The 22,853-nt window shown below is 70.7% G+C and carries 17 protein-coding genes; 13 read left to right on the top strand and 4 right to left on the bottom strand.

What is annotated here, in order from left to right:
- Position 1 precedes the first annotated feature (1 nt).
- The 5 genes from ORI60_RS06100 to ORI60_RS06080 are packed head-to-tail and all read left to right on the top strand — an operon-like array spanning position 2 to position 9,705.
- Positions 2-3,535, top strand: coding sequence for a WGR and DUF4132 domain-containing protein (locus tag ORI60_RS06100; RefSeq protein WP_266035247.1), 3,534 nt, complete (start codon positions 2-4; stop codon positions 3,533-3,535).
- A complete protein-coding gene (locus tag ORI60_RS06095) occupies positions 3,532-4,602 on the top strand; it encodes an ATP-binding protein (RefSeq protein WP_266035246.1) in 1,071 nt (356 codons plus the stop codon). The genes ORI60_RS06100 and ORI60_RS06095 overlap by 4 nt, the downstream gene beginning before the upstream one ends.
- Positions 4,560-6,803 carry a DUF5682 family protein gene (locus tag ORI60_RS06090; RefSeq protein ID WP_266035244.1) on the top strand — a complete coding sequence of 748 codons (2,244 nt, stop codon included), beginning with the start codon at positions 4,560-4,562 and terminating at the stop codon, positions 6,801-6,803. Before ORI60_RS06095 ends, ORI60_RS06090 begins: the two co-directional genes overlap by 43 nt.
- Positions 6,800-7,903, top strand: coding sequence for a VWA domain-containing protein (locus tag ORI60_RS06085; RefSeq protein WP_266035242.1), 1,104 nt, complete (start codon positions 6,800-6,802; stop codon positions 7,901-7,903). Before ORI60_RS06090 ends, ORI60_RS06085 begins: the two co-directional genes overlap by 4 nt.
- A complete protein-coding gene (locus ORI60_RS06080; RefSeq protein WP_266035240.1) occupies positions 7,900-9,705 on the top strand; it encodes a hypothetical protein in 1,806 nt (601 codons plus the stop codon). The genes ORI60_RS06085 and ORI60_RS06080 overlap by 4 nt, the downstream gene beginning before the upstream one ends.
- A 231-nt stretch (positions 9,706-9,936) precedes the next feature.
- Here the strand turns inward: ORI60_RS06080 and ORI60_RS06075 are convergent, their stop codons facing one another.
- The gene (locus tag ORI60_RS06075) at positions 9,937-11,172 is read right to left on the bottom strand and encodes a tetratricopeptide repeat protein (RefSeq protein WP_266035238.1); all 1,236 of its coding nucleotides are present in this window, start codon (positions 11,170-11,172) and stop codon (positions 9,937-9,939) included.
- A gap of 16 nt (positions 11,173-11,188) precedes the next feature.
- Complete coding sequence (locus ORI60_RS06070) at positions 11,189-12,109, bottom strand: ArsR/SmtB family transcription factor (protein WP_266035237.1); 921 nt, start codon at positions 12,107-12,109, stop codon at positions 11,189-11,191.
- Positions 12,110-12,486: 377 nt separating this feature from the next.
- Between ORI60_RS06070 and ORI60_RS06065 the strand changes: the two genes are divergently transcribed.
- On the top strand, positions 12,487-13,953 hold the full coding sequence (locus ORI60_RS06065) for a hypothetical protein (protein WP_266035236.1): 1,467 nt from the start codon (positions 12,487-12,489) through the stop codon (positions 13,951-13,953).
- A gap of 74 nt (positions 13,954-14,027) precedes the next feature.
- Positions 14,028-14,459, top strand: a complete 432-nt coding sequence (locus tag ORI60_RS06060; protein ID WP_266035234.1) for a hypothetical protein — start codon at positions 14,028-14,030, stop codon at positions 14,457-14,459.
- Between the two features lie 161 nt (positions 14,460-14,620).
- Here ORI60_RS06060 and ORI60_RS06055 read toward each other — a convergent pair whose 3' ends face one another.
- Positions 14,621-15,853, bottom strand: a complete 1,233-nt coding sequence (locus tag ORI60_RS06055) for an FAD-dependent monooxygenase (protein ID WP_266035232.1) — start codon at positions 15,851-15,853, stop codon at positions 14,621-14,623.
- A gap of 52 nt (positions 15,854-15,905) precedes the next feature.
- Between ORI60_RS06055 and ORI60_RS06050 the strand changes: the two genes are divergently transcribed.
- The gene (locus ORI60_RS06050) at positions 15,906-16,472 is read left to right on the top strand and encodes a TetR/AcrR family transcriptional regulator C-terminal domain-containing protein (protein ID WP_266035230.1); all 567 of its coding nucleotides are present in this window, start codon (positions 15,906-15,908) and stop codon (positions 16,470-16,472) included.
- Positions 16,473-16,532: 60 nt separating this feature from the next.
- On the opposite strand, the gene ORI60_RS06045 is transcribed toward ORI60_RS06050, so the two are convergent.
- Positions 16,533-17,585, bottom strand: a complete 1,053-nt coding sequence (locus ORI60_RS06045; protein WP_266035229.1) for a LacI family DNA-binding transcriptional regulator — start codon at positions 17,583-17,585, stop codon at positions 16,533-16,535.
- A 502-nt stretch (positions 17,586-18,087) separates the two neighbouring features.
- On the opposite strand from ORI60_RS06045, the gene ORI60_RS06040 reads away from it, so the two are divergent.
- The 5 genes from ORI60_RS06040 to ORI60_RS06020 all read left to right on the top strand — a co-directional run bounded on the left by ORI60_RS06040 (position 18,088) and on the right by ORI60_RS06020 (position 22,819).
- On the top strand, positions 18,088-19,686 hold the full coding sequence (locus ORI60_RS06040; protein ID WP_266035227.1) for a choice-of-anchor Q domain-containing protein: 1,599 nt from the start codon (positions 18,088-18,090) through the stop codon (positions 19,684-19,686).
- 125 nt (positions 19,687-19,811) lie between these two features.
- Positions 19,812-20,378 carry a TetR/AcrR family transcriptional regulator gene (locus ORI60_RS06035; RefSeq protein WP_266035225.1) on the top strand — a complete coding sequence of 189 codons (567 nt, stop codon included), beginning with the start codon at positions 19,812-19,814 and terminating at the stop codon, positions 20,376-20,378.
- Between the two features lie 20 nt (positions 20,379-20,398).
- Positions 20,399-21,232 (top strand): oxidoreductase, encoded by an 834-nt coding sequence (locus tag ORI60_RS06030; RefSeq protein WP_266035224.1) that lies wholly within the window; start codon positions 20,399-20,401, stop codon positions 21,230-21,232.
- A 40-nt stretch (positions 21,233-21,272) separates the two neighbouring features.
- Positions 21,273-22,355 (top strand): saccharopine dehydrogenase family protein, encoded by a 1,083-nt coding sequence (locus ORI60_RS06025; RefSeq protein ID WP_266035222.1) that lies wholly within the window; start codon positions 21,273-21,275, stop codon positions 22,353-22,355.
- Positions 22,352-22,819, top strand: a complete 468-nt coding sequence (locus ORI60_RS06020) for an SRPBCC domain-containing protein (RefSeq protein WP_266035221.1) — start codon at positions 22,352-22,354, stop codon at positions 22,817-22,819. Before ORI60_RS06025 ends, ORI60_RS06020 begins: the two co-directional genes overlap by 4 nt.
- Positions 22,820-22,853 lie beyond the last annotated feature (34 nt).

Below are 22,853 nucleotides of genomic sequence, written 5' to 3'. Positions count from 1 at the left end.
AGTGCGCAGGTGGGAACTCGTCGCGGACGGCTCCGCGAAGTTCTGGGAGATCGAGCAGGACGGCGCGACGGTGACCGTCCGGTTCGGACGGCTGGGCACCACGGGCCAGACGCAGACCAAGGAGCTGGCCTCCGCCGAGGCCGCCGCCGCGCACGTCGCGAAACTGGTGGCGGAGAAGGAGAAGAAGGGCTACAGACCGGAAGGCGCGGCCGAGGCGCAGCAGCCCGCCACCGGACAGCCCGCCGCCTCCGGTGCACCTGCCGCCGCGCTGCCCGCCGCCGGCGCACCCGGCACCACCGAGCCCGCGACCCCCGCGGACGAGGACGCCTGGGTGATCCCCAAGGCGTGGCTGCGCGACGCGGTGCGGCAGCGCGGGTTCCACCCGGAGCCCGAGTTCGCGGTCGACGCGGCGAAGGCAGGGCAGGCGCGGCAGCTGATCACCGAGCAGGCGGCGACGATCGAGGAGGCCCTCTCTCGCAAGGGGACGAAGGCCGAGCTGGTCGGCGCGGGCCGCGAGTACCTGGCCGGGCAGCCGAACCCCGTCGGAGCGGCGGCGATCGCGGCCATCACGAGGGCGGGTGCGCCCGCCGTGCACGCCTGGATCGCCGACCACGGCCTCGCCTTCGCCACCGCCGCGGTCGTCGAGTTCACGGGCCTCACGTTCTCCGACCAGTACGACCAGAAGCGCGGCAGGTGGACCGGGATCCAGCTGCAGCACGCCGCCGGCCACTTCCACACGACGATCGGCGAACCGGCAGGCCTGATGCTCACGGCCGTCCGGTACGCGATCGCCGCCGCGAGTCCCGAGGAACGCGCGGCCGCCGAGAGCGTGCTGGAGAAGCTCGGCACGTCGATGACCGAGAAGGAAGTCCGGTGCTACCTGATGCCCGAGCGGGCGGACTGGTTCACCGAGGTGCGCAAGCAGCCGTACACGCCGAGCCAGTGGTGGATGCTGCCGAGCAGCGCCCGCAGCCTCGAAGACTTCAGGAAGGCCGACGAGTCGATCACGGCGTCGGCGTTCCTGCTCTACACGGCCGTGTACGTGCTCGGTCCGGCCGTCGCGCCGTTGCTCGCGGAAGAGCTCGACTCCGACAGCTACCACCAGCGCACGGGCGGCCGGAAGCAGGCGTTGGCCGTGCTCGCGGCGTTGCCGACCGACGAGGCGTTCGCGATCCTGCTCGACCGGCTGGACGAGAAGTACGTGTGGCCCGCCGTGGTGTCCGCGATGAGGGCGTTCCCCGTGAGGGCGGCGCGGCTGCTGGCCGAGCGCGCGTCGTCGAGCGAGGGCGCGCGCCGGCTGCTGAACGTCCACCTGCGGAGCAATCCTCACCTGACGGTGCCCGACGAGGTCGCCGCGCTGCTCGCCGAGTCCGCCGAGGCGATCGTGCCGGAGGCGAGCCCGGAGCAGCTGCCACCGTTGCTGGCCTCGCCGCCGTGGCTGCGCCGCGGCAAGCCGGTGAAGCCCGTCGTGCTGGCCGATCTCCCCCTGCCGGAGCCGGCGGTGAGCTGGCTGCCCGGCGAGCACGAGGAGTGGCTCGCGTCCGGCGCGGCCTACCGGCAGGACCGCCACGACTGGCGCAAGCTCCTCAAGGACTACCTCGCCGGCAAGGTCGGCTACTACGACAACGACCTGTTCCTCCTCGCACCCGACGACGAGGTGCGGCACCTGCTCGCGGACTGGAAGCCGTCCTACTGCTACGGCGTCGAGGAGTGGGGCAAGAACCTGGCCGCCCGGTTCGGCGTCGACGCGGCGCCCGCGCTGATCCGGCACGTCCAGTCCGCCCCCGCGGGCACCGGGATGGTGCTGCTGCCGTTCGCCACGGTCGAGGTGGCCACGCAGATGGCAGACTGGTTCGCCCGCACCAAGTCGGCCCGGCGCTGGGGTCTCGAGTGGCTGGCCCGGCACCGCGAGCAGGCCGCCCGTCTGCTCATCCCGGCGGCAGCCGGGAAGGCCGGTGTCGCCCGCCGCAACGCCGAGGCCGCGCTGCGCCACCTGCACAACAACGTCGGCGTCGACGTGGCGGCCGTCGCGAAGGAGTGCGGTGCCGAGGCCGCGATCGACGTCGTGCTGTCGGTCGACCCGATCGACGTGCTGCCCGCGAAGCTGCCGGCGATCGGTGAGTGGGCGGACGCGCGCCTGCTGCCGCAGGTCCTGCTGGCGGACCGCAAGCACGCCCTGTCCGCCGAGGCCGCCGGTCATCTGCTGATGACGGCCGCGCTCTCCAAGCCCGGCGACCTCTACGCGGGCCTGCCCATCGTCCGCGAGGCACTCGACAGGGCGTCGCTGGCGGCGTTCGCGTGGGCCGCGTTCAAGGCGTGGGAGCAGGCAGGCGCGCCGTCGAAGGAGAACTGGGCGCTGACCGCGCTCGGCTGGTTCGGCGACGACTCGACGGTCCGCTCGCTGTCACCGCTGATCCGCAGCTGGCCGGGCGAGAGCCAGCACGCCAGGGCCGTCACCGGGCTCGACGTGCTCGCCGACATCGGCACCGAGGTCGCCCTGTCCCACCTGAACAGCATCGCCGAGAAGGTGTCGTTCAAGGGCCTCAAGACCAAGGCCCAGGAGAAGGTCTCCCAGATCGCGGCCGAGCTCGGCCTGTCCCGCGACCAGCTGTCGGACCGGCTGGTCCCGCGCCTGGGCCTGGACGACGCCGCGACCCTGGTGATCGACTACGGCCCGCGGCGGTTCACGGTGGGCTTCGACGAGCAGCTCAAGCCGTTCGTGCTGGACCCGGACGGCAAGCGCCGCAAGGACCTCCCGAAGCCCGGCGCGAAGGACGACCAGGACCTGGCTCCCTTGGAGCACAAGCGGTTCACGGCGTTGAAGAAGGACGTCCGCACGATCGCGTCCGACCAGATCCAGCGGCTCGAACGGGCCATGGTGGACCAGCGCACGTGGTCCGCCGAGGAGTTCCTGACGGTCCTCGCCGCCCATCCGCTGCTGTGGCACCTGGTCCGCCGCCTGGTGTGGATCACCGGCGAGGGCACCTCCTTCCGCCTCGCCGAGGACCGCACGCTGGCCGACGCGAACGACGACGAGTTCACGCTGCCCGAGACCGCGACCGTGCGCGTGGCGCACGCGGTCGACCTGCGCGACGAGGTCGCGGCGTGGGGCGAGGTCTTCGCCGACTACGAGATCCTCCAGCCGTTCCCGCAGCTGGGCCGCCCGGTCCACCTGGTGGCGTCCGCCGAGGACGTCCTGCCGCGGCTGAAGAAGTTCTGCGCCACCCCGTACCCGATCGGCAAGATCCTCGGCCTCACCAAGAAGGGCTGGGTGCGCGGCGAGCCCCAGGACGCGGGCGTCGAGTGCTGGATCACCCGGCCGTTCCCGGCCGGTGGCGCGCTCGTCGCCTCGCTGGAGCCCGGTATCGCCGTGGGCGCCATGGACGTGTTCCCCGAGGTCGGTTTCAGCGACATGTGGTTCTCTCCCCACGGCCACGGCACCTGGTCCGCACCCTCGGACGCGCCCGCCACCTACGACATCGACCCGATCACCCTCTCCGAGCTCCTCTCCGAACTGGAGTCCCTGCAGTCATGACCAGCACCCAGACGATGCAGCGTCCTCCCGCCGAGGTCCGCTACGCCGACGAGCTCGCGCGCCTGCGGGACGCCGACACCGCACCCAAGCCGCCTGGCTGGGCGCTGAGCCTCGACGCCGCGCGCAAGTTCGTGGTGGGCGACGAGAACCGGGGCATCGTCAAGAAGTTCGTGGGCGATCCGTCCCTTGTGGACCGAGCACTGGTCACGCTCGCGACGAGCCGCGGCCTGATGCTCGTCGGTGAGCCGGGCACGGCGAAGTCGTTGCTGTCCGAGCTGATCGCGGCGGCGGTGTGCGGCGAGTCGACGCTCACGATCCAGGGCGGCGCCGCCACGACCGAGGACCAGATCAAGTACTCGTGGAACTACGCGCTGCTGGTCGCGGAGGGGCCGTCGCCGCGTTCGCTCGTGCCGGCGCCGATGCTGCGGGGCATGGCCGAGGGCAAGATCGTCCGGTTCGAGGAGATCACCCGCTGCCCGCTCGAGGTCCAGGACTGCATGCTGTCGATGCTGTCCGACCGCGTGATGGCGATCGGTGAGCTGAACGGCCCGGACGGCATGGTGTTCGCGCAGGACGGGTTCAACGTGATCGCCACGGCGAACACGCGGGACAGGGGCGTCAACGAGATGAGCGCCGCGCTCAAGCGGCGGTTCAACTTCGAGACGGTGTTCCCGATCGCGGACTTCGACACCGAGCTCGCGCTGGTCGAGCAGGAGGCCGCGAAGCTGCTCGATCGCTCCGGTGTGGAGCTCGCGCCGAGGCGTGACGTGCTGGAGGTCCTGGTCCGCACGTTCCGCGACCTGCGGGAGGGCAGCGACAGGCTCACGACCGTGATGAGCACGGCCGAGGCGGTCTCGGTGGCACACGCGGTGGGGCTGCGGGGCTGGTTCCTGCGCGGTGAGGTCGGTTCGGCCGCGGACGTCGTGGAGTGCCTGGCGGGCACCGCCGCGAAGGACAACGCGGAGGACCTGGCGCGGCTGCGGCGGTACCTGGAGCAGCACGCGTCGCGGCGCAAGGGCAAGCAGTGGCAGGAGCTGCACCGCGCACGCCACCTGCTGCCCGGCTGATGGGGGCCGTGTTCGTCGGCGTCCGGCACCACAGTCCCGCCTGTGCCCGGATCGTCGCCGCCACCATCTCCGAACAGCAGCCCGCGTACGTGCTCATCGAGGGTCCCGCCGACTTCAACGAGCGCATCGACGAGCTGCTGCTGGGGCACGAGCTGCCCGTCGCGTTGTTCAGCTACTCCGACGAGCACGCGTCGTGGTCACCGTTCTGCGACTACTCGCCGGAGTGGGTGGCGATCACCGAGGCACGCCGGTACGGCGCCGAGGTCAGGTTCATCGACCTGCCCGCGTGGCACGAGGCGTTCCGCGAGGTCAGCAACAGGTACGCGGACGCGGAGCTGCGCTACACCGAGGTCGTCGAGCGGTTGTGCCGGGAGTTCTCGGTCGACAACGTCGACGCGCTGTGGGACCACCTGTTCGAGTGCGAGACCGAGCCGAAGGGCATGGCCGAGTACTTCGACCTGCTGCGCGGCACGGCGACGGCGGACGAGGGCGATTCGGCGCGCGAGGAATACATGGCGCGCTGGGTGCGGGCGGCCGTGCACGCCGCGGGAGACCGACCCGTCGTCGTGGTCACCGGTGGCTTCCACACGGCCGCTCTCAAGGCACAGCTCGACGGTGGCACCGACTGGCCCGAGGTGCCCGAACGCGAGCGGGGCGCGAGCTATCTCGTGCCGTACTCGCACGCACGGCTGGACGCCTTCACCGGCTACCAGTCGGGCATGCCGTCACCCGGCTACTACCAGCAGGTCTGGGAGACCGGGGCGCAGCGCGCGGCGGACTGGCTGGTCGAGTCGGTGGCGACGAGGCTGCGCGGCAGGCAGCAGCCCGTGTCCACGGCCGACCTCATCGCGGCGCGCACCCAGGCCGGCGCGCTCGCGAGGTTGCGCGGGCACGAGAACCTGGCGCGCACGGACGTGCTCGACGGGCTGACGAGCGCGTTGATCTCCGAGGACCTGACGCAGCCGCCTCCGTGGACGAGGCGCGGCACGCTGCAGCCCGGCGCGCACCCGGCGTTGGTCGAGATGATCGGGGCGCTGCGGGGAGGCAAGGTCGGCCGGTTGCACCCGAGCACGCCCGCGCCGCCGCTGGTCAACGCCGTGCAGGAGCTGCTGCGGACGCACGGGCTCGACCAGGAGGGCAAGGTCGCGCTCGACCTCACGGACCCGCGGGCGCTGGAGCGCAGCAGGATCCTGCACCGCCTGCGGGTGCTGCGGATTCCCGGCTTCGAGCGCACGAGCGGACCGTCCGGGGGCGCACAGCCCCAGTTGGAGGAGCAGTGGACGCTGCGGCCCGTCGAGGAGCGGCTGGCCGCGTTGATCGAGGCCGCCGAGAACGGTGCCACGCTGGAGGAGGCGGCCGGGGTGGCGCTGGAACGCCGTTCCCGCAACGCGCAGCTCGAAGAACTGGCCGCGATCCTGTTCGACGCGGTGCTGTGCGGGATCTCGGCGTTGTCCGGCAGGGTCAAGCAGACGCTCAACGAGGGCGTCCGGGAGACGGGTGACCTGGCCGCGCTGGGCAGCGTGCTGAGCGGTGTGCTCGGGCTGTGGCGGCACGACAGGTTGTTCGGCACAAGGAAGGACCCGTTGCTGGGCTCGGTGATCGACATCGGCACCGCGCGGGTGCTGTGGCTGGTCGAGGGCCTGCACGGCGGCCCGGCGCCGGCCGATCCGCACCGCCTCAGGGCCATGGCGGCGACCAGGGACGCGGTGCTGCACGCCAGGTCCGCGCTGTCGCTGGACGTCGTGGACGTCACGGGCGTCGCGACCAGGGTGAGCAACGACGTGCAGGCGCCGCCGGACCTGCGCGGTGCGGCACTGGGGCTCGCCTGGACGCTGGGCTCCCAGCCGGACGTGCGCAAGATCCGAAGCATCGAAGCGCTCGGCGACTGGCTCACCGGGCTGTTCGCGGTCGCACGCGAGGAGGTGCTGGCGAGCCCGGAGCTGGTCGGGGTGCTCGACGAACTGGTGAGCGCCATGGACGAGGAGGAGTTCCTGGTGGCGTTGCCCGCGTTGCGGCTCGCCTTCAGCTACTTCCCGCCCAGGGAGAGGGAGACGATCGCGGCCACCGTCCTCGCGCACCGCGGCGTCGAGGGCAGCGCGAAGGGCGTCACCCGCCTCACGGTCGACCCGGTCACCGTGGCGGAGGCGATGGCGATCGAGAAGCGCGTGGACGCGCTGCTGGTGAAGGGCGGCCTGGCATGACGGACCTGGAACGCTGGCGGCTGATCCTGGGCGAACCCGCGTCCCGCTGCACCGGGGGCCTGCAGGGCGACGCGGCCCGCCGCGACACGGCGCTGGAGTGGCTCTACGGGCGTGATCCCGAGCTGGCCGAACGCGGTGTGCGCAAGGGCGGCAGCGAGGACTCGGTGCTGCAGACCGTCGACTGGCTGGACGAGGTGCACACCCTGTTCCCGAGGGAGACGATCGAAAGGCTGGAGCGCGACGCGGTCGAGCGGTACGAGATCACCGACGTCGTCACCGATCCCGAAGTGCTGCAACGGATCGAGCCGAACCCGGCGTTGCTGCGCGCCGTGCTGCGGACCAAGCACCTGATGAACCCGGCCGTGCTCGCGATGGCCCGCAAGATCGTCGAGGCGGTCGTCAAGCAGCTGATGGAGAAGCTGAAGACGGAGGTGCGCACGGCGTTCAGCGGCACGAAGTCGCGCAGGCCGAGCATCCACAAGAACTCGCGCAACTTCGACTTCCGCTCGACGATCAGGGCGAACCTCCAGCGCTACCAGCCCGATGAGCGCAAGCTCGCGATCGAGCACCCGAAGTTCGTCTCGCGCACCAAGCGGCACCTGGAGCAGTGGCAGGTGATCCTGCTGGTGGACCAGTCGGGGTCGATGACCAGCTCGGTGATCCACTCGGCCGTCACGGCGGCGTGCCTGTGGGGGCTGCCGGGGCTCAGGACGCACCTCGTCGCGTTCGACACCAACGTGGTCGACCTGACCTCGGACGTGACGGACCCGGTGGAGCTGCTGATGAAGGTGCAGCTCGGCGGCGGCACGGACATCGCCAAGGCCGTCGCGTACGGGGCCGAGCTGGTGGACAGCCCGCGCCGGTCGATCGTCGCGCTCATCAGCGACTTCTACGAGGGCGGCAGCGAGGAGCGCCTGGTGCGCACGGTCAAGGGCCTGTGCGAGCAGGGCACGCACGTGCTGTGCCTGGCCGCGCTGGACGACGAGGCGAACCCGGACTACGACAGGGCACTGGCCCAGCGCCTCGCGAACGTCGGTGCCCACGTCGGCGCCATGACCCCCGGCCAGCTCGCGGAATTCGTTGCGGAGAAACTCAGGTGACCCGACCCGACCTGCTGGCACTGACCCCGGACGCGCTCGCGGCGCTGGCCAACCGCGGTCTGGTGAAACGTGCCGTCAAGGAGCTCGACGCGGGCGTCGTCCCGGCGCTCGACACCGATCCCGCCGGTGCCGTCCAGGGCAAGTTCCCGGACGGCACCACGACCACGCTGCCGCCGGGCGTCGCGCTCGACGCGGCCGGGTGCAGCTGCGGAGCCGCGGGCGTCTGCCGGCACCGCATCGCCGTCGTCCTCGCCTACCAGCGCACCCAGGAGGCGAGCGCGCCCGCCGAGCTGTGGTCGCCGGGCTCGGTGACGGACGCCGATCTGGTGGCGTTGATGGGCGAACGCACGCTGCGTCGCGCCCGCAGGGCGCACCAGGCCGGCTACCGCGCGAAGCTCCGCCGCCCGACCGCCCAGGACCAGACGGCGCAGGCGGAACTCCCCACCTGCACGGTCACTTTCCTGGTGCCCGGCGACCTGTCCTACGTCCACACGGACGCGGTCAACAAGGACGAGGCGACGGCGCTGGCCGTGTGGGCGTTCCGGGAAGCGGACGAGCAGGGCGCCGACACGGTCGACGTGGGCGGATCTCCCACCACGGCAACGGATCTGACCGCTGTCACCGACCTGCTCGACCAGGTGCTGCTCGACGGCGCCACGAACGCGAGCGAGGTGCTCGACGTCGCGTGGCAGCGCCTGCACCGCGACCTGACAGCGCAACGCCTGCACTGGCCCGCCGCCGTGATCACCGACCTGCTCGCGCAACTGGCCGCGTACCGCGGCCGCAGCGCGGACTACGAGGCGGAGCGGTTCGCCGCCCTGCTGACGGAACTGCACGCGCGCACGACGGCCTCCGGCCCCCGAGCCGAGATCCTCGGCCCGGACGAACCCGCGGAGACCCCGCTCAAGCGCGTCCGCCTGACCGCACTCGGCGCCAGGGTGCGAGCCGAGAACGCGGTCGACGTCTACTTGGCGTCGGGCGACGTGGTGCTGGTGCAGCGCGACACTCCCCTGCGCACCGCTCAGCGGCTGGCGGCGTCGAACGTGGTGTCCGAGTCGGCGACCCGCAGCGCGAGCCGCGCGGTGACGCTCAAGACGAGCCGAGTGGCCAAGACCTCGCTCACCCCGGTCGGCACGGCCTGGGACCACCTCCCCCAGGCCCTGGTGATCGACGACTACGACGCGGCAGCCGCCCACCTCGCCGCACTGCCACCCCGCCAGGTCCGCGCGAGGGTAGAGGCAGAACTGGTCCGCGCGATCCGGGTGGCCGAGGTGTCCGACCTCGCCTACGACCCGGCCGCGCAACGCCTGACAGCGACCCTGCACGGCCCCACCGGCACGACGTGCCTGCTGGAGGCGAACCACCGCGCGGTGGCACCGCGAGCGTTGGACGCACTGACAACGGCGCTGCGCGCCAACCCGACAACGATCACCGGCACGGTCCGCAGACACCGCGGCACGCTGGTGGTCGACCCGCTCGCCGTCCTCACTCCCACAGGCGTGACCGTCCTCGACCTGGCGACGGACACGACACCGCAACCCCTGTCACCGGGCACCACGGCCTCCGACCCGCTGAGCGCGACGGTCGACAGCGCCCTGACGGTGCTGGCCGAGGCCGCCCACCGAGGCCTGGACCACCTGACGGACAGCCTGCTGGCCCGCGTGCGCGAGGTCGCCGCCCACCTGCACAACGCGGGCCTGCGCACAGCGGCAGCCCACGTCACGACGTTCGCCGACACCCCGGCCGCACCCACCTGGCTAGCGGCACACCTGCGATTACTCGTGACGGCAGACGCCCGCTGACAAGCAGGCAGCGGCTCTCGTCGGCAGAGCCTGTGGACAACTGACGAAGCCTGTGGACAGAGCGGGAACCAAATCCGGGGTTCGCGCGTTGCGTCAGGAGGAATCGCGCGGAGGAGCGGTGGGCATCGCGTCAGCCCACCACACAGGCCAGCCCACCACACAGGCCAGCCCACCACACAGGCCAGCCCACCACACAGGCCAGCCCACGCAGCCTCGTCCAACCTGCCCAGGTCAGCCCACAGCACACTCGGCACCGGGCACGGGCCGCTCGACCCGCCCCACCACCACCGACGAGGTCGGATCGATCCGCTGGGACAGCACGTAGTCCTCGGCGGCCTCCGCCACCCGCCCGAGCCGTTCCAGCACGAAGGCCCGGAGATGGGCAGCACGCGCCGCGCCCCAGCCGCCGAGCGCGATCCCCCGGCCGTAGGCGTCGAGCGCGGCCTCCAGCTGACCACACGCGGCCAGCGCGTCACCCTGCAACGCCCACGTCCTGTCGTCGCCCGGACTGAGCTCGGCCAGTTCGGCGGCGTAGCCGGCGGCACGCTGGCTCAGGCCCACGGTGAGATGCGTCCGCACGAGGAACGCGTACAGGGCGTAGGCCTCGTCCGCCCAGGCCAGGCGCTCCATCTCGGTGGCCGGGGTGATCGACGTCAGCGATTCCAGCGCGCGACCCAGGAGGCGGTGCGTCTCGGCGATGTCGCGGCGCACGAACGGCACCGCGGCGATCGCCCGGTGCAGGCGTGCCCGGTGCAGCCGGCCCGAGAAGCCCTGCTGGGGCAGTTCGGACGAGGCTTTGGTCGCCAGTGCGGCGGCGGCCCGCATCGAGGTGGAGTCGGCGCCGCGGGCGGCGTTGCGGAACACCACGAACAGGGCCAGGTCCCGTCTCGTCTCGGGCGGGAGGCCGGATCTGGCTCCGCGCAGTGCCATCGCCTCCACGGCGGAGGCCGGGAGGTGGCAGCGCAGGACGGCGAGCTGCTCGAGGGCGAGGTCGGGCGAGAGGACCTGTTTGCGCGGGTCGATGACGCTCAGGCCGATCACCGCGGCCGCGTGTTGCGGATATCCCAGGCGCAGCAGCAGGTCGCCCGCGACGCGGCGTTCGGCCGGGCGCAGCGAGCCGAGTGCTCGTTCGTGCACGCGCCACCACAGTTCGGAGGCCAGGTCGACCGGGAAGGTCGTCATGTCCGGTCCGGCGCCGTCGAGGCGGCCCCAGCTGGCGGCGGTCAGCAGGCGCAGCTGAGCGGAGGGCGGCGGTTCGAAGCGGGGCACGCTCGCCGACGCGCCGGTCACGAACGCCGAAGCCACGGCGTGGGTGATGCGCGCGTGCAACGCGGAAGCGTGCACAGGGGCGGAAAGTCCGGCGTAGACGGGGCAGACGACGGGGACGCGTGCGGTGCAGAGCGCGCGCAGCCGGGTCGCCAGCGCGCGAGGACTCGGGTCGGTGCGGTACCGCGGCATCGCGGTCATGCTGGCCTCCCTGGTGTCAGTTCAGCAGTTCCCAGCCGCGGCGGGTCAGGCGGTGGCGGACCGACCGGCCGTTGCGGTGGGTGGACACGAAACCCGCGGTGCGCAGGGCCGTCGCGTGCTGCGACGCCGTCGGCAGGCTGATGCCCACGTGCTTGGCGAGCTCGGTGGTGGTGCGTTCGGAGGTGAGCGCCCTCAGCACGAGGGTGCGGGTGCGTCCCAGCGCCAGTTCGAGGCTGGCGCCGCTCGGCTGCGGTGCGGTGACCGGGTAGAAGAGCAGCGGCTGCGGTTCGGCGAACATCGCCACCGCCGGGCGGGACAGTCCGTTGAGCACCGGCACGATCAACATCCCCGTGCCGCGCAACGAGATCTCGGTGTCCCAGCCCAGTTCGACGTGCAGGGCCGGTGAGGTCCACGAGATCGACGGGTGCAGGTTGCCGAGCAGGTCGCCCAGTCCGCGCGTCACCGCCTGCGACGACCGCAGCCGCACCTCGGCCTCGAAGGCTTGGCGCGTCTGCGACCAGTTCGGCCCGAGCAGGTCGCGGAAGCCCGACCGGAACGCCGACCTCAGGTCCTGGCGCGCGGCCGGGGTGCCGGCCGCGAACGACCGCAGCCACGGCGACGTGGTGCCCAGCATGCTCGCGATCTGGTCGCGCACCCGCGTGGAGGGCACGTCCAGCACCTGGCCCACGGCCTCGTCGAAGTCGGGCTTCGCCGAGTTGAAGAAGTCGGGGATGAACCGGCCTGGCCTGACCAGTTCGGCCAGCGGTCGGATGTGCGGCAGGAGCAGGCGGTCCCAGTCACCGCTGTGCACCGTGAACACCAGCTCGTACATCGGTAGCGGAGCCGGGGCGAACCGCGTGCGCGCGAGATCTTCCAGCTCGAAGAGAACGGTCAGACCGCGCCCTCTCGGCACGGATTCGGACATGACGATCGGCATGTGCTTCCCCCCGGAGTGCAACCACTTCCGAAGGTACGCAGACTTCGTTGTCCGGTGTCAGCGTCGCTCCACTTGACAACGTTCGGTGGACAAAGCTGAACAAGCGGGCCGGACTGCTCGGCGAGCTTCAGCAGCACTCGATCACCCTCTGACCAGGGGATTGCTCATTTCCGGTGCGGTTGTGATGTGCCGGCGGAACACCCTGGGCGGCACGGCGGACGACGCCGCCGGATGAGCGAGCAGGCGAGGCACCCACGTCGAGGACGTGGGCGGCAGCCACCGCCTCATCCGTTTCCTTGCCGGACAGGGGGATCAACTTGAACCAGGAACGCTCAAGGAGAACTACCGCCGCGCGTGTGATGACCGCACTCGCCGCCATGGCACTGACAGCAGGATTTCTGGCAGGGGGTGTGCAGCCGCAGGCCAACGCCGGCGCGTTCGAGAGCGACGCCTCGGTGTGGCTCATGCAGCAGATGCGCGCGATGCAGCCGGGAACGCTGAACGGTGGCATCTACACGAACAAGGAGGGCTATCACAACACGCGGGCGGCCAACGCTCCCAACGACTACTCGGTCGTGGACGCCGAGGACAAGGGCGGTCCCTCCAACCTGGCCGCGGCCTACGACTGGACCTTCGAGGACGCGCAGAACGGCAGCTTCGGCACCATCGCCAGGTATTCCAACCGGTTGCTGGCTTCGGGCAAGGACCCGAACGATCCGCGCCTGGACGGCTGGCGCGAGTTCTTCGGTCAGACGGACAACGACCGAGAGGTCGAGGGCTGGGACTTCCGCTACGACAGGGCGGCGAGCTCCGACAAGACCCACCTCTGGCACATCCACCTCAGCGAGGACCGCGACAAGGTCACCAGCTACGACAACAAGGTCGCGCTGCTCAGCGTCCTCAAGGGCGAGACGGTCAACCAGTGGCGCAGCACGCAGCTGTTCACGACGACCAGCACCGGCGGTCTCGTGCACACCATGCGCGGACGTGACGGCTCGTGGACCGGTTTCGCGGACGTGAAGTCGGCGACCGGCGCCGTCCTCACACCAGTAGACACGGCGTCGGCGATGGTCGCCGGCGAACAGCACGCGTTGGTGGCCGGCAACGACGGCGAGCTGTGGCACGCCATCAGGCGGGTCGACGGGCCGTGGACGCCGTTCGGCAACGTGGAGGACTTCGCCGGCGAGATCGGTGCGATCACCAGGGTCGCCGCCACGGAGGTCGGCGGTGCGCTGCACGTCGTCGTTCTCAGCGGCGAGAACACCATCCACCACTCCATCCGCTCACCCAACGGCTCCTGGACCGCTCTGCACAGCGTGGAACCGTTCGCCGGCGACCTGTCCGGGTACGTGGACGTGGCGGCGGCCGGTTTCCTCAACGGTGAGCTGCAGGTGGCCGTGTCGATGTCGACCGGAGGCCTGCTGCACACGTTGCGCCGCACCGACGGCAACTGGAGTCCCTGGGGTGACGTGGAAGCGTTCGCCGGCAATCCGGGGGCGGCGCAGTCGGTGAGCGCGACCGAGGTCAACGGCGTCTTCCACCTGGTGGCCAACTACGGCTTCGCCGGCGTGCGTCACTCCACTCGCCTGCCCAACGGCAACTGGACGCCGCTGCTGAAGATCGACGACTACACGGGCAACAAGACGGGCTTCGTCCTCGACGTCGCCACCACCGGGTTCACCAGCGGCGAGCTCCACGTCGTGGCGCTGGCGGCCGGCGGCTCGATCTGGCACGCCGCGCGCTACGCGAACGGTGGATGGTCGGCCTGGGGCGACGTGCGGGCCTACGCGGGCAACCCGGGCCTCGCCACACGGGTCGGCATCGCGGCCGGCTGGCGGTCCTGAACCCGATGCCGGTCACAACTCCGTTCGCGGCCGGCAGCTCGATCATCCGAACCTCCCGAGAAAGGACTTCTGCCATGCCCATCCGACAACCGATCACCAAGCGGACGCGACTGGCCGCGGTGATGACGGCGGCAGTGGCGGTGGCGAGCGTGGTGGTCGCCTCGCCGGCACACGCGAAACCGCTGCGGGCCGAGTGCTCCCGAGTCACCAACGTCGGTCTGACCATCCGCGACGGCAACCTCATCAAGGGTTCGGGAAGCGCGACTCTGTGCGGAAGCGGCTATCTCGTCGTCACGGTGCAACGGCTGCGTGCGCTGGGAAGATGGGAGTCCGTGGGCACCCCCGGCACCAGCGAGTCGGGCGCACCGGTGAGCGCCATCTTCAACTGCAGCGGATCGGGCACGTTCACCTACCGGACCGAGGCGTATCAGCGGGTACCGCAGATCAACGGCCGCTTCATCAGCGACTACTTCAACCACTCGAACAAGATCCGGGTGTCCTGCTGACCGGGCCCCGTTGACCGCGGCACCTGGCGGCGGGCATCGACTGCCCGCCGCCAGGTGCCGCGGCTGTCCTCGTAACACCGCACCGCCCGAGTGGAATCCCGCAACGCCAGCTCGATGAACTCCCCGCGCCGAGTTGACCGCCTCGCCGAGCCGGCCTGTCGTCAGGCGAGGTGACCGTCCGGCCGCACCAGCCCGGCCTCGGTCTTCACGTGCCTGCCCGGCCTCAGCCGCGTGAACAACGAGTCGTGGTCCGCCACCCGCCGCCCGGTGCCGTAGTCGACGTCCAACCCGGACAGCCGCTCGGCGAGGATCAGCGACATGTCCGGCGCCGCCGCGATGAGCCCGCTCACCACCGCACGCAACGCCTGCCCCTCCGGCGAGTAGCCGGTCATCAACGCGGTCTGCGCCCTGGTGTGCTCGAGCAGCGCGGCACCGACGGGATGACGCTCGGCGTGGTAGGTGTCGAGCAGCGAGTCTCCGGCCCGCCCGGTCGCCACGGCGGCGAGCTTCCAACCCAGGTTGTGCGCGTCCTGGATGCCGACGTTCATGCCGACACCGCCGGTCGGGAAGTGCATGTGGGCGGCGTCGCCGGCCAGCAGCACGGTGCCACTGCGATAGGTGGCGGCCTGGCGGGTGGCGTTGCCGAAACGGGACAGCCACCGGGGATCGCGCAGGCCGAAGTCGGTGCCCGCGATGGCCTTCACGGTCCTGCGCAGCTCGTCGAGGGTGAGCTCGCCCGGCCATTCGGCGGTGTTCGTACCGGGATCGCCGCCGACGATCCGGTGCAGACCGCCGGGCAGCGGCACGACCATCAACCCGCCTGACGGACCCGTGGCGCTCGCGAACCCGCGGTCCGGCGGCGAGTCGAGCACCACGTCGCCGAGCCAGCCCCACGTGGTGGCGTCGGTACCGGGGAACTCGATGCCCGCCGCCCGCCGCACCGTGCTCCGAGTCCCGTCACACCCGACGACGTACCGCCCGGACAGGACAGTCCCGTCGGACAGCTCCACACCGCCGTCGACCAGTCCGGCCACCGCGCGGCCGCGGAGGATCACCGCCCCGAGCCCGAGGGCGCGTTCCTCCAGCAGCTCCTCCGTGCGGGCCTGCGGCAGGGCCAGCGTGAACGGGTACGGCGTGTCGAGGGCCGCGAAGTCCATGCGGTCGGGCAGCCCGCCGAAGTGCCCGTTCGGGATGCGGACGCCCTCCGCCAGGAACGGCTCGACGACACCTCGGCAGTCGAAGATCTCGATCGTGCGCGGGTGGATGGTGAGTGCCTTCGAGTTCGGGTCCCGCACCTCCCGCTCCTCCACGACCGTGACGGAGGCCCCGCCCAGCCGCAGTTCCCCCGCCAGCCACAGACCGGTCGGCCCGGCACCCACGACGACGACGTCCACGTCCCACTCCCTTGGTCACTGACCAACACTTGACACCGAGTAGACTAGGTCAGTGACCAAGAGTCAAGCGGACGTGGTGCGCACCGCGCTGGAGATCCTCGACGAGCTCGGCGCCGAGGCCGTGTCGATGCGGGCCATCGCGCAACGGCTCGACGTGCGGATGAACACCGTGCTGTGGCACGTCAAGAGCAAGGCGCGACTGGAAGAGCTGATGGCGGACGCGATCGTCGCCGGCGTCTCGCTCGACGACCTGCCCCGGCACTGGCGCGAACGCGCCGCCGAGATCGCCCGCCGCTACCGGCACGCCCTGCTGGCACACCGCGACGGCGCCGCGGTCGTGGCGGGGACCTACGCCGCCGAACCGGCCACGTTGGACACCGCGGAGGCGCTTGTCGCGGCGCTGCTGGACGGCGGGCTGTCCGAGCGGGAGGCCGCGTGGACGTGCTGGAGCCTGATCTACTTCGTCCTGGGGCTGGCTCAGGAGGAGCAGGCGCTGCCCCGCGGGCCGCAAGGACTCGACGTGGGAGAACGCAGCGCGTTGCGGCGCGTTCTCCCCTTCCTCAGGGAAGAGTCGTTCGACGAACGCTTCGAGTTCGGTGTCGCCAAGCTCCTCGCATGAGGCCCCCGCACGCCAGCGGCCGGCGTGACGCGCCGAACCCCGCCGACGGTCCTGCCGCGATCACCCTCTCGCCGAGGACCTCCGGCCGACGGGCTTGCGACCAGGGGTACTGGCCCCCAGCACGACCTGGCACTTCTCCCGCCGGGTCCGCGGGGCGCCGCCCTCGCTCGACAAGATCATCTCCAGCGCGAGCCGTCCCAGCCTCTCGAGGTCCACCCGCACGGTCGTCAACCGGGGCGCCATGTCCCGCAGCGTGGAGATGTCGCCGAACCCGGCGACCGACAGGTGGCGGGGCACGTCGAGGCCGCGCGAGCGGATGGCCGCGATCGCCCCGAGCGCCATGACGTCGTTGACGGCGAACACGCAGTCGATCCCGCCGAGCTCCTCCAGGACCTGTTCCATCGCCTGGAAGCCGCCGTCCCTGCTGAACTCACCGTTGACGACCTGTTCCCTGGAGAGCTCGACGCCGGCCTCGGCCAGTCCCGTGCGGAAGCCGTCGAGGCGGTCCTTGGCGCTGAGCAGGTCGCGGGGGCCGGCGAGCACGGCGAAGTCGCGGTACCCCAGGTCGGTGAGGTCCGTCGCCAGCGCACGGGCGCCCTGCCGGTTCTCCACGACCACGGTGTCCACCGGGAGCTTGCGCTGACTCACCACCGCGACCCTGCCGCCCTGCGCCTCGAAGCGGTCGACCTCGGCCTTGAGGGTCTCGGTCTCGGCCCGGCTGCTGGTGCGGCTGCCCGCGAGGATGACCGCGCGGTTGCGCTGGCGGCGGAAACCCGCCACGTACTCGGCCTCCCGGCTGCTCTGCCGGCGCGTGCTCGCGATGGACACCATGAGGCCCTGCTCGTCGGCGGCCTTCATGACGCCGGAGGCGATGCCCGAGAAGTACGGGTCCGCGATGTCCGGGACGATCATCCCGACCACGTCGGCGTGGCCGCGCTTCATCGTCCGCGCGGCGGCGTTCGGGGAGTAGTCCAGCTCCTGGGCCGCTCGCAGCACCTTCTCGCGCAGTTCGGCACCGACCGTTCGAGCGCTGCCGTTGATCGCCCGCGACGCGGTCGCCAGGGACACCCCCGCCACCCGTGCCACGTCGAACAGTGTCGCGTTTCCCTCCACGGCCGTCGATCCTACGGACCGCGCCACACACCGGCCTGAGCAACCCCGGATCGGCGGCAGCAGGAGGCGCCGCACCACGGGGCACGGTGTCGGGGGTGAATCTTGGGAAAATGTTTTCCGTCGCGTCACCCTAACCACGCCGGAACGGCGATTTCAAGACAGGGCTTGACTTCCGGACGCAAGAGTCCACATCAGCCCGTTCGGAAGACTTGCACACCAGCACAAGGGACCACCCCCCGAACGACGCGGACAGCATCGGTTACGATCCCCGGCGTCACTCGGGAAAAGCTTTTCCCGACGGTGGCCACAACCAGGGATCGCGGAGCACAAGACCTTCCCCGACCAGCGTTCTTCCCACACCACAACGAACTTGCCCCTGCCGATGCCCCCGTGTGGATCCCTCCGAGTGGAGGGTTGCGGGAGCACCGCCCATTCGACACACTCGCGCCGTGCAGCCGGACTGGCGAGGACGCGAGCCGTGTCGAACCCAGGAAGGAAACACGTGAACTCTCTTCGCCTCTTACGACTCGCCGCCGCGGTGAGCATCGGCTCCGCACCACTGGGCCTGCTCGCCCTGGTCGGCACCGCGATCGCCGCCCCCACCACGTACTTCGTCAGTCCGTCCGGTTCGGACGGCAACTCGGGAAAGTCGGCGGACCAGCCGTTCAAAACGATTCAGAAGGCCGCCGACTCGACCAACCCGGGCGACGTGGTGCAGGTGATGGGCGGCACCTACCGGGAGACCGCGACGGGCCGTGACGTCGTCAACATCACCCGCTCCGGCAGCCCGGGAGCGCCCATCACCTTCGAGGCGTTCCCCGGTCAGAAGCCGGTGCTCAACCCGGTCACCGGGTGGCACGGCATCAGGATCACCGGCGCGTCGCACATCAGGATCCGCGGCCTCGAGGTGGCGGGCGACGCCGCGTCCATCAACCTCGACGAGGCCAGGAAGCAGGCCGGGCAGAAGAAGCCGGTCTTCAACACCAACTGCATCGGCGCCTACAAGGACGAGAAGACCGGCAAGGCCTCACACCACCTGGAGATCACCGGCAACCACGTGCACCACTGCCCCGGCATCGGGATCTCGGCCATCGACGCCGACCACGTGACGATCGACCGCAACTGGGTGCACTCCACGTCCTGGTACACCGAGTACGCCACCAGCGGGATCTCCATCCTGCGTGCCCTGGACGAAGGCCCCGGCGACCCGTCGCAGTACAAGATCCGCATCACCGGCAACGTGGTCCACGACAACGAGACCAAGGTCATCTGGACGCACATCGGCCGGCACTCGGACGGCAACGGCATCATCATCGACACGCTGAAGGACAAGGACAACTCCGATCCCGCGTACAAGGGTCGCGTCCTGGTCGCGAACAACATCTCGTTCGACAACGGCGGATCGGGCATCCACTCGTTCAAGTCGCAGCACGTCGACATCGTCAACAACACCGCGTACCTGAACTCGCGCAGCACGAACATGGAGCCCTACGCGAACATCTTCGCCGCGATGAGCGACGACGTGCGGATCCTGAACAACATCTCCGTCGTGCGCGAGGGCAAGCCGGTCAACTCGACCCACCGCAACACCAACGTCACCTACGACCACAACATCTACTTCGGAGGCAAGAAGCCGGAGGCCATGGGACCGAACGACATCGTCGCCGACCCGAAGCTCGCCAAGCCGGGCACCGATCTCGCCACCGCGAACTTCCGCCCTCTCGAAGGGTCACCCGCGATCGACTCCGGCACGGCGTTCGACCTGCCCGCGCACGACGTCGCGGGCAAGCAGCGGACAGCAGGACGCGCACTGGACCGCGGGGCCTTCGAGTTCCCGGTGGGCGGTGAGCCCGCGGCCCCGGCGACGGCTCCGGCCGTGGACAACGCCGTAGCGGCCGCTGCCGAAGCCGTCGGCACGCCCGGCAACACCCCTCCCGCGACGGGGACGACGAAGACGACCGAGGCCGGCGCCATCACCGGCTCCGGTGGCCTCGCCAGAACCGGGGCCAGCGTGGTCGCGCTGGCCGTCGGAGGCGCTGTCGTACTGGCGGCGGGCGGCGTGACCTTCTGGCTGGCGAGGCGCAAGCGCGCCCACAGCTGACCTGCGGCGAGTGGTCGAAGAAGCCGGTCCGGTGGCGGAGAACAGCGACGCCGCCACCAGACCGGGTGACGAAGAGTGGCCCGTCCCGCTATGACGTTCTGACAAAGTATGCATAATATGTCAGCATGTCAGTCAGAGATGTGGTCTCCGGTGATCCGCTGCTCGTCGCGGGCTTCGACGCTTTCGCCCGGCACGGCTTCAAACGGGCGACGATGGCGGACATCGCGGCCGCCGCGGGCATGTCCAGGCCCGCCCTGTACCTGAGGGTGAAGAACAAGGAGGACGTGATGCGGGCGGTCGGTGCCGCCCTGCTCGCCGACTCGATCACCCGGGCACGGGCCGCGGCGGACGACGAGACCGGCGACATCGCCACGCGCGTCGTGGCAGTCCTGGAGGCGAAGCTCGGCCTGACATTGGGTCTGGCCGAGCGCTCCGAGCACGCCCTGGAGCTGCTCGCCGAGTACGGGCGGGTCGCCACCTCCGAAGCAGCGCAGTACACCGCCGAGGTCGAACGGCTCACGGCACGGGTGCTCGCGGCCACCGACGCCGGCGCGGATCGCTGCGCCGTCATCGCCACCGCGCTGGTGCGCACCGTGCAGGGCCTGGAAACCGAGCTCGACGACGCACAGCGGGCGCGAAAGCTGCTCACAGCACTGGTGGACACCACCGTGGCCGGCCTCACCCGATCCTGAAGAACCGGAGAGAAGAAGCCATGAAGCACAACGACCCGATCCTGATCACCGGTTGCTCGTCCGGCATCGGCGAGGCGACCGCGCTGCGCCTGGTCCGGGCGGGCCACACCGTCTACGCCACCGCGAGGAAGTCCTCGACGCTCACCGCGCTGGCGAACGCGAGCGCGATCACGAGGGACCTCGACGTGACCGATGAGGAGTCCATGCGCGCCGTGGTGGACGAGATCGTCGCCGACCACGGCCGGATCGGCGCGCTGGTGAACAACGCGGGCTACGGGGCTTACGGCGCGGTCGAGGACACCCCCTTGGACGCGGTGCGCAAGCAGTTCGACACCAACGTCTTCGGCATGGCCAGGCTGATCCAGCTCGCACTCCCCTCGATGCGGAGTGCGGGACGGGGCCGGATCGTCAACATCTCCTCGATGGGCGGCCGCCTCACCTTTCCCTTCGGCGGCTACTACCACGCTTCCAAGCACGCCGTGGAAGCGATGTCCGACGCGCTGCGGTTCGAGGTGAAACCCTTCGGCGTCAACGTGTCCATTGTGGAGCCTGGTCTGATCACCACCCGTTTCGGCGACACCGCCGCCACCACGCTCTCGGCGTCCACACCGGACGCATCCCCCTACCGCGCCGCCACGGCCGCGCTCGACAAGTCCATGGCCAGGTCCTACGAGAACCGGCTCATGACGGCCGGTCCCGACGCGGTGGCCAAGGCGATCGAGCACGCCGTCAGCGCACGACGCCCCCGCACCCGCTACGTGATCACGCCCGCGGCGCGGAGCCTGATCACGATTCGCGCCCTGACTCCCGGCCGCACCTGGGACCGGCTCGTGAGCGGCGTCTTCGGCATGTGAACCCGTCCACCTCGCAGCAGAACCATCCACGGACTCGGTGATGACGATGCACGGCAACACGATGGCGATCTACGGCGCCACCGGCTACATCGGCGAACTGACCACACGGATCGCCGTTGGAAAGGGCTTGGAGCCCGTCCTGATCGGGCGGGGGAAACCCCAGGTCGAAGAAATCGCGCGAAGACATGACCTGCCTTGGCGAGTCGCCGCGCTCGACGACCCTCACGCGGTGGACGAAGCGCTGCGCGGGATCTCGGTCGTGCTCAACGCCGCAGGCCCTTTCGGCACGACCGCTGGTCCGCTGCTGGACGCCTGCATCCGCACGAGAACCCACTACCTGGATCTCTCGGGTGAAGCCGTCGACTTCGAAGCCGTGCGCCGGCGCCACACCGAACTGGTCGAGGCCGACGTCATGGCCATGCCAGGAGGAGGATTCGGTGTCGTTCCCACCGACGCCGTCGCGGTGCACCTCGCCGGGGTGCTACCAGGCGCGACGAGTCTGGAGCTCTCCTTCCAGACGGTGGGAGGGGTGTCACGCGGCACAGCCGGCACACTGGTGGCCGGGCTCCCGGCCGCGGGGTGGCAGCGGCGTGGTGGAGCGCTGGTCCCGTCAAGAGCCGCTGAGCAGCGCAGGACGATTCCCGACGGCCTGGGTGGGCATGTCACCGTGGTGACGAACCCGTGGCGTGCGGACGTCGTGAGCGCCGCCGAGTCGACGGGGATCTCGGACATCTCCACGTTCACGGCCATGCCGGGCCCGGTGACGGCCCTGGCCAGGATCGCACCCAAGGCGCCGTGGTTGCTCACCAGCCGCTCGGCCCGAGGCGTGCTGGGCGCCCTCCTCCGCAGGCTTCCGCCAGGCCCTTCTGACCAGCAGCTGTCCGCCGGACGCACTGTCGTGCACGGAAAGGCGACGGCACCGGACGGGTCGGCGGCCGAAGCGATCCTCATCGGGCCGGAGGCCTACCTGTTCACCGCCCACGCCGCGGCCGAACTCCTCGCCAGGACAGCCACCGGAGCGGCGGTGCCGGGATTCCGGACACCCGCCCAGGTCCACGGACCCGACCTCGCACTCGCCGTGCCCGGCACCAGTCTGCGTGATCTCGCCAGGAGAGCGTCATGACCATCCACTGGCCACAAGGTCTGTCACCCGAGGAAACCTCGGTCCACACCCGCAACGAACTGGTGGTCGCGACCGACGCCGACGTCATCTGGAAGATGCTGGTCGACGCGCGCTCCTGGCCGGACTGGTACCGGAACGCACGCAGGGTCGAACTCGACGACGTGGCGGAGCTCGGCCCGGGCACCCGGTTCCGCTGGACCACCTTCCACGTCCGCGTCGACTGCATCGTCACCTTCTTCGACCCGCACCGCGAACTCGGCTGGACGGGAACCGCGTTCGGCACTCACGGCCATCACCGCTGGCTCCTCACCCCGAGGCCCGACGGGACGACGCACGTGGCCACGGAGGAGACCCAGCGAGGACTCCTGCCCGCCATCGCGGGCAGATGGCTGCGCCCCTGCCTGCTGCACTGGCACCAGCGCTGGCTGGAAGGACTGGATCTCGGCGGGCCGGTCCGCCCCTGACGATCCGGCTCAGCCACGGGGGTCCTGCCTCCGC

Source organism: Lentzea sp. NEAU-D7 (genome assembly GCF_026242055.1).
GTDB lineage: Bacteria > Actinomycetota > Actinomycetes > Mycobacteriales > Pseudonocardiaceae > Lentzea.
This window is presented reverse-complemented; position numbering and strand designations above follow the sequence as displayed.

What these genes read in the sequence shown, in the direction of transcription:
- ORI60_RS06085 (WP_266035242.1), top strand. Translation starts at nt 6,800, where the DNA reads ATGACGGACCTGGAACGCTGGCGGCTGATCCTGGGCGAACCCGCGTCC.
- ORI60_RS06070 (WP_266035237.1), bottom strand. Translation starts at nt 12,109, where the DNA reads ATGCCGATCGTCATGTCCGAATCCGTGCCGAGAGGGCGCGGTCTGACC.
- ORI60_RS06030 (WP_266035224.1), top strand. Translation starts at nt 20,399, where the DNA reads ATGAAGCACAACGACCCGATCCTGATCACCGGTTGCTCGTCCGGCATC.
- ORI60_RS06035 (WP_266035225.1), top strand. Translation starts at nt 19,812, where the DNA reads ATGTCAGTCAGAGATGTGGTCTCCGGTGATCCGCTGCTCGTCGCGGGC.
- ORI60_RS06065 (WP_266035236.1), top strand. Translation starts at nt 12,487, where the DNA reads ATGGCACTGACAGCAGGATTTCTGGCAGGGGGTGTGCAGCCGCAGGCC.
- ORI60_RS06075 (WP_266035238.1), bottom strand. Translation starts at nt 11,172, where the DNA reads ATGACCGCGATGCCGCGGTACCGCACCGACCCGAGTCCTCGCGCGCTG.
- ORI60_RS06025 (WP_266035222.1), top strand. Translation starts at nt 21,273, where the DNA reads ATGACGATGCACGGCAACACGATGGCGATCTACGGCGCCACCGGCTAC.
- ORI60_RS06060 (WP_266035234.1), top strand. Translation starts at nt 14,028, where the DNA reads ATGCCCATCCGACAACCGATCACCAAGCGGACGCGACTGGCCGCGGTG.
- ORI60_RS06095 (WP_266035246.1), top strand. Translation starts at nt 3,532, where the DNA reads ATGACCAGCACCCAGACGATGCAGCGTCCTCCCGCCGAGGTCCGCTAC.
- ORI60_RS06020 (WP_266035221.1), top strand. Translation starts at nt 22,352, where the DNA reads ATGACCATCCACTGGCCACAAGGTCTGTCACCCGAGGAAACCTCGGTC.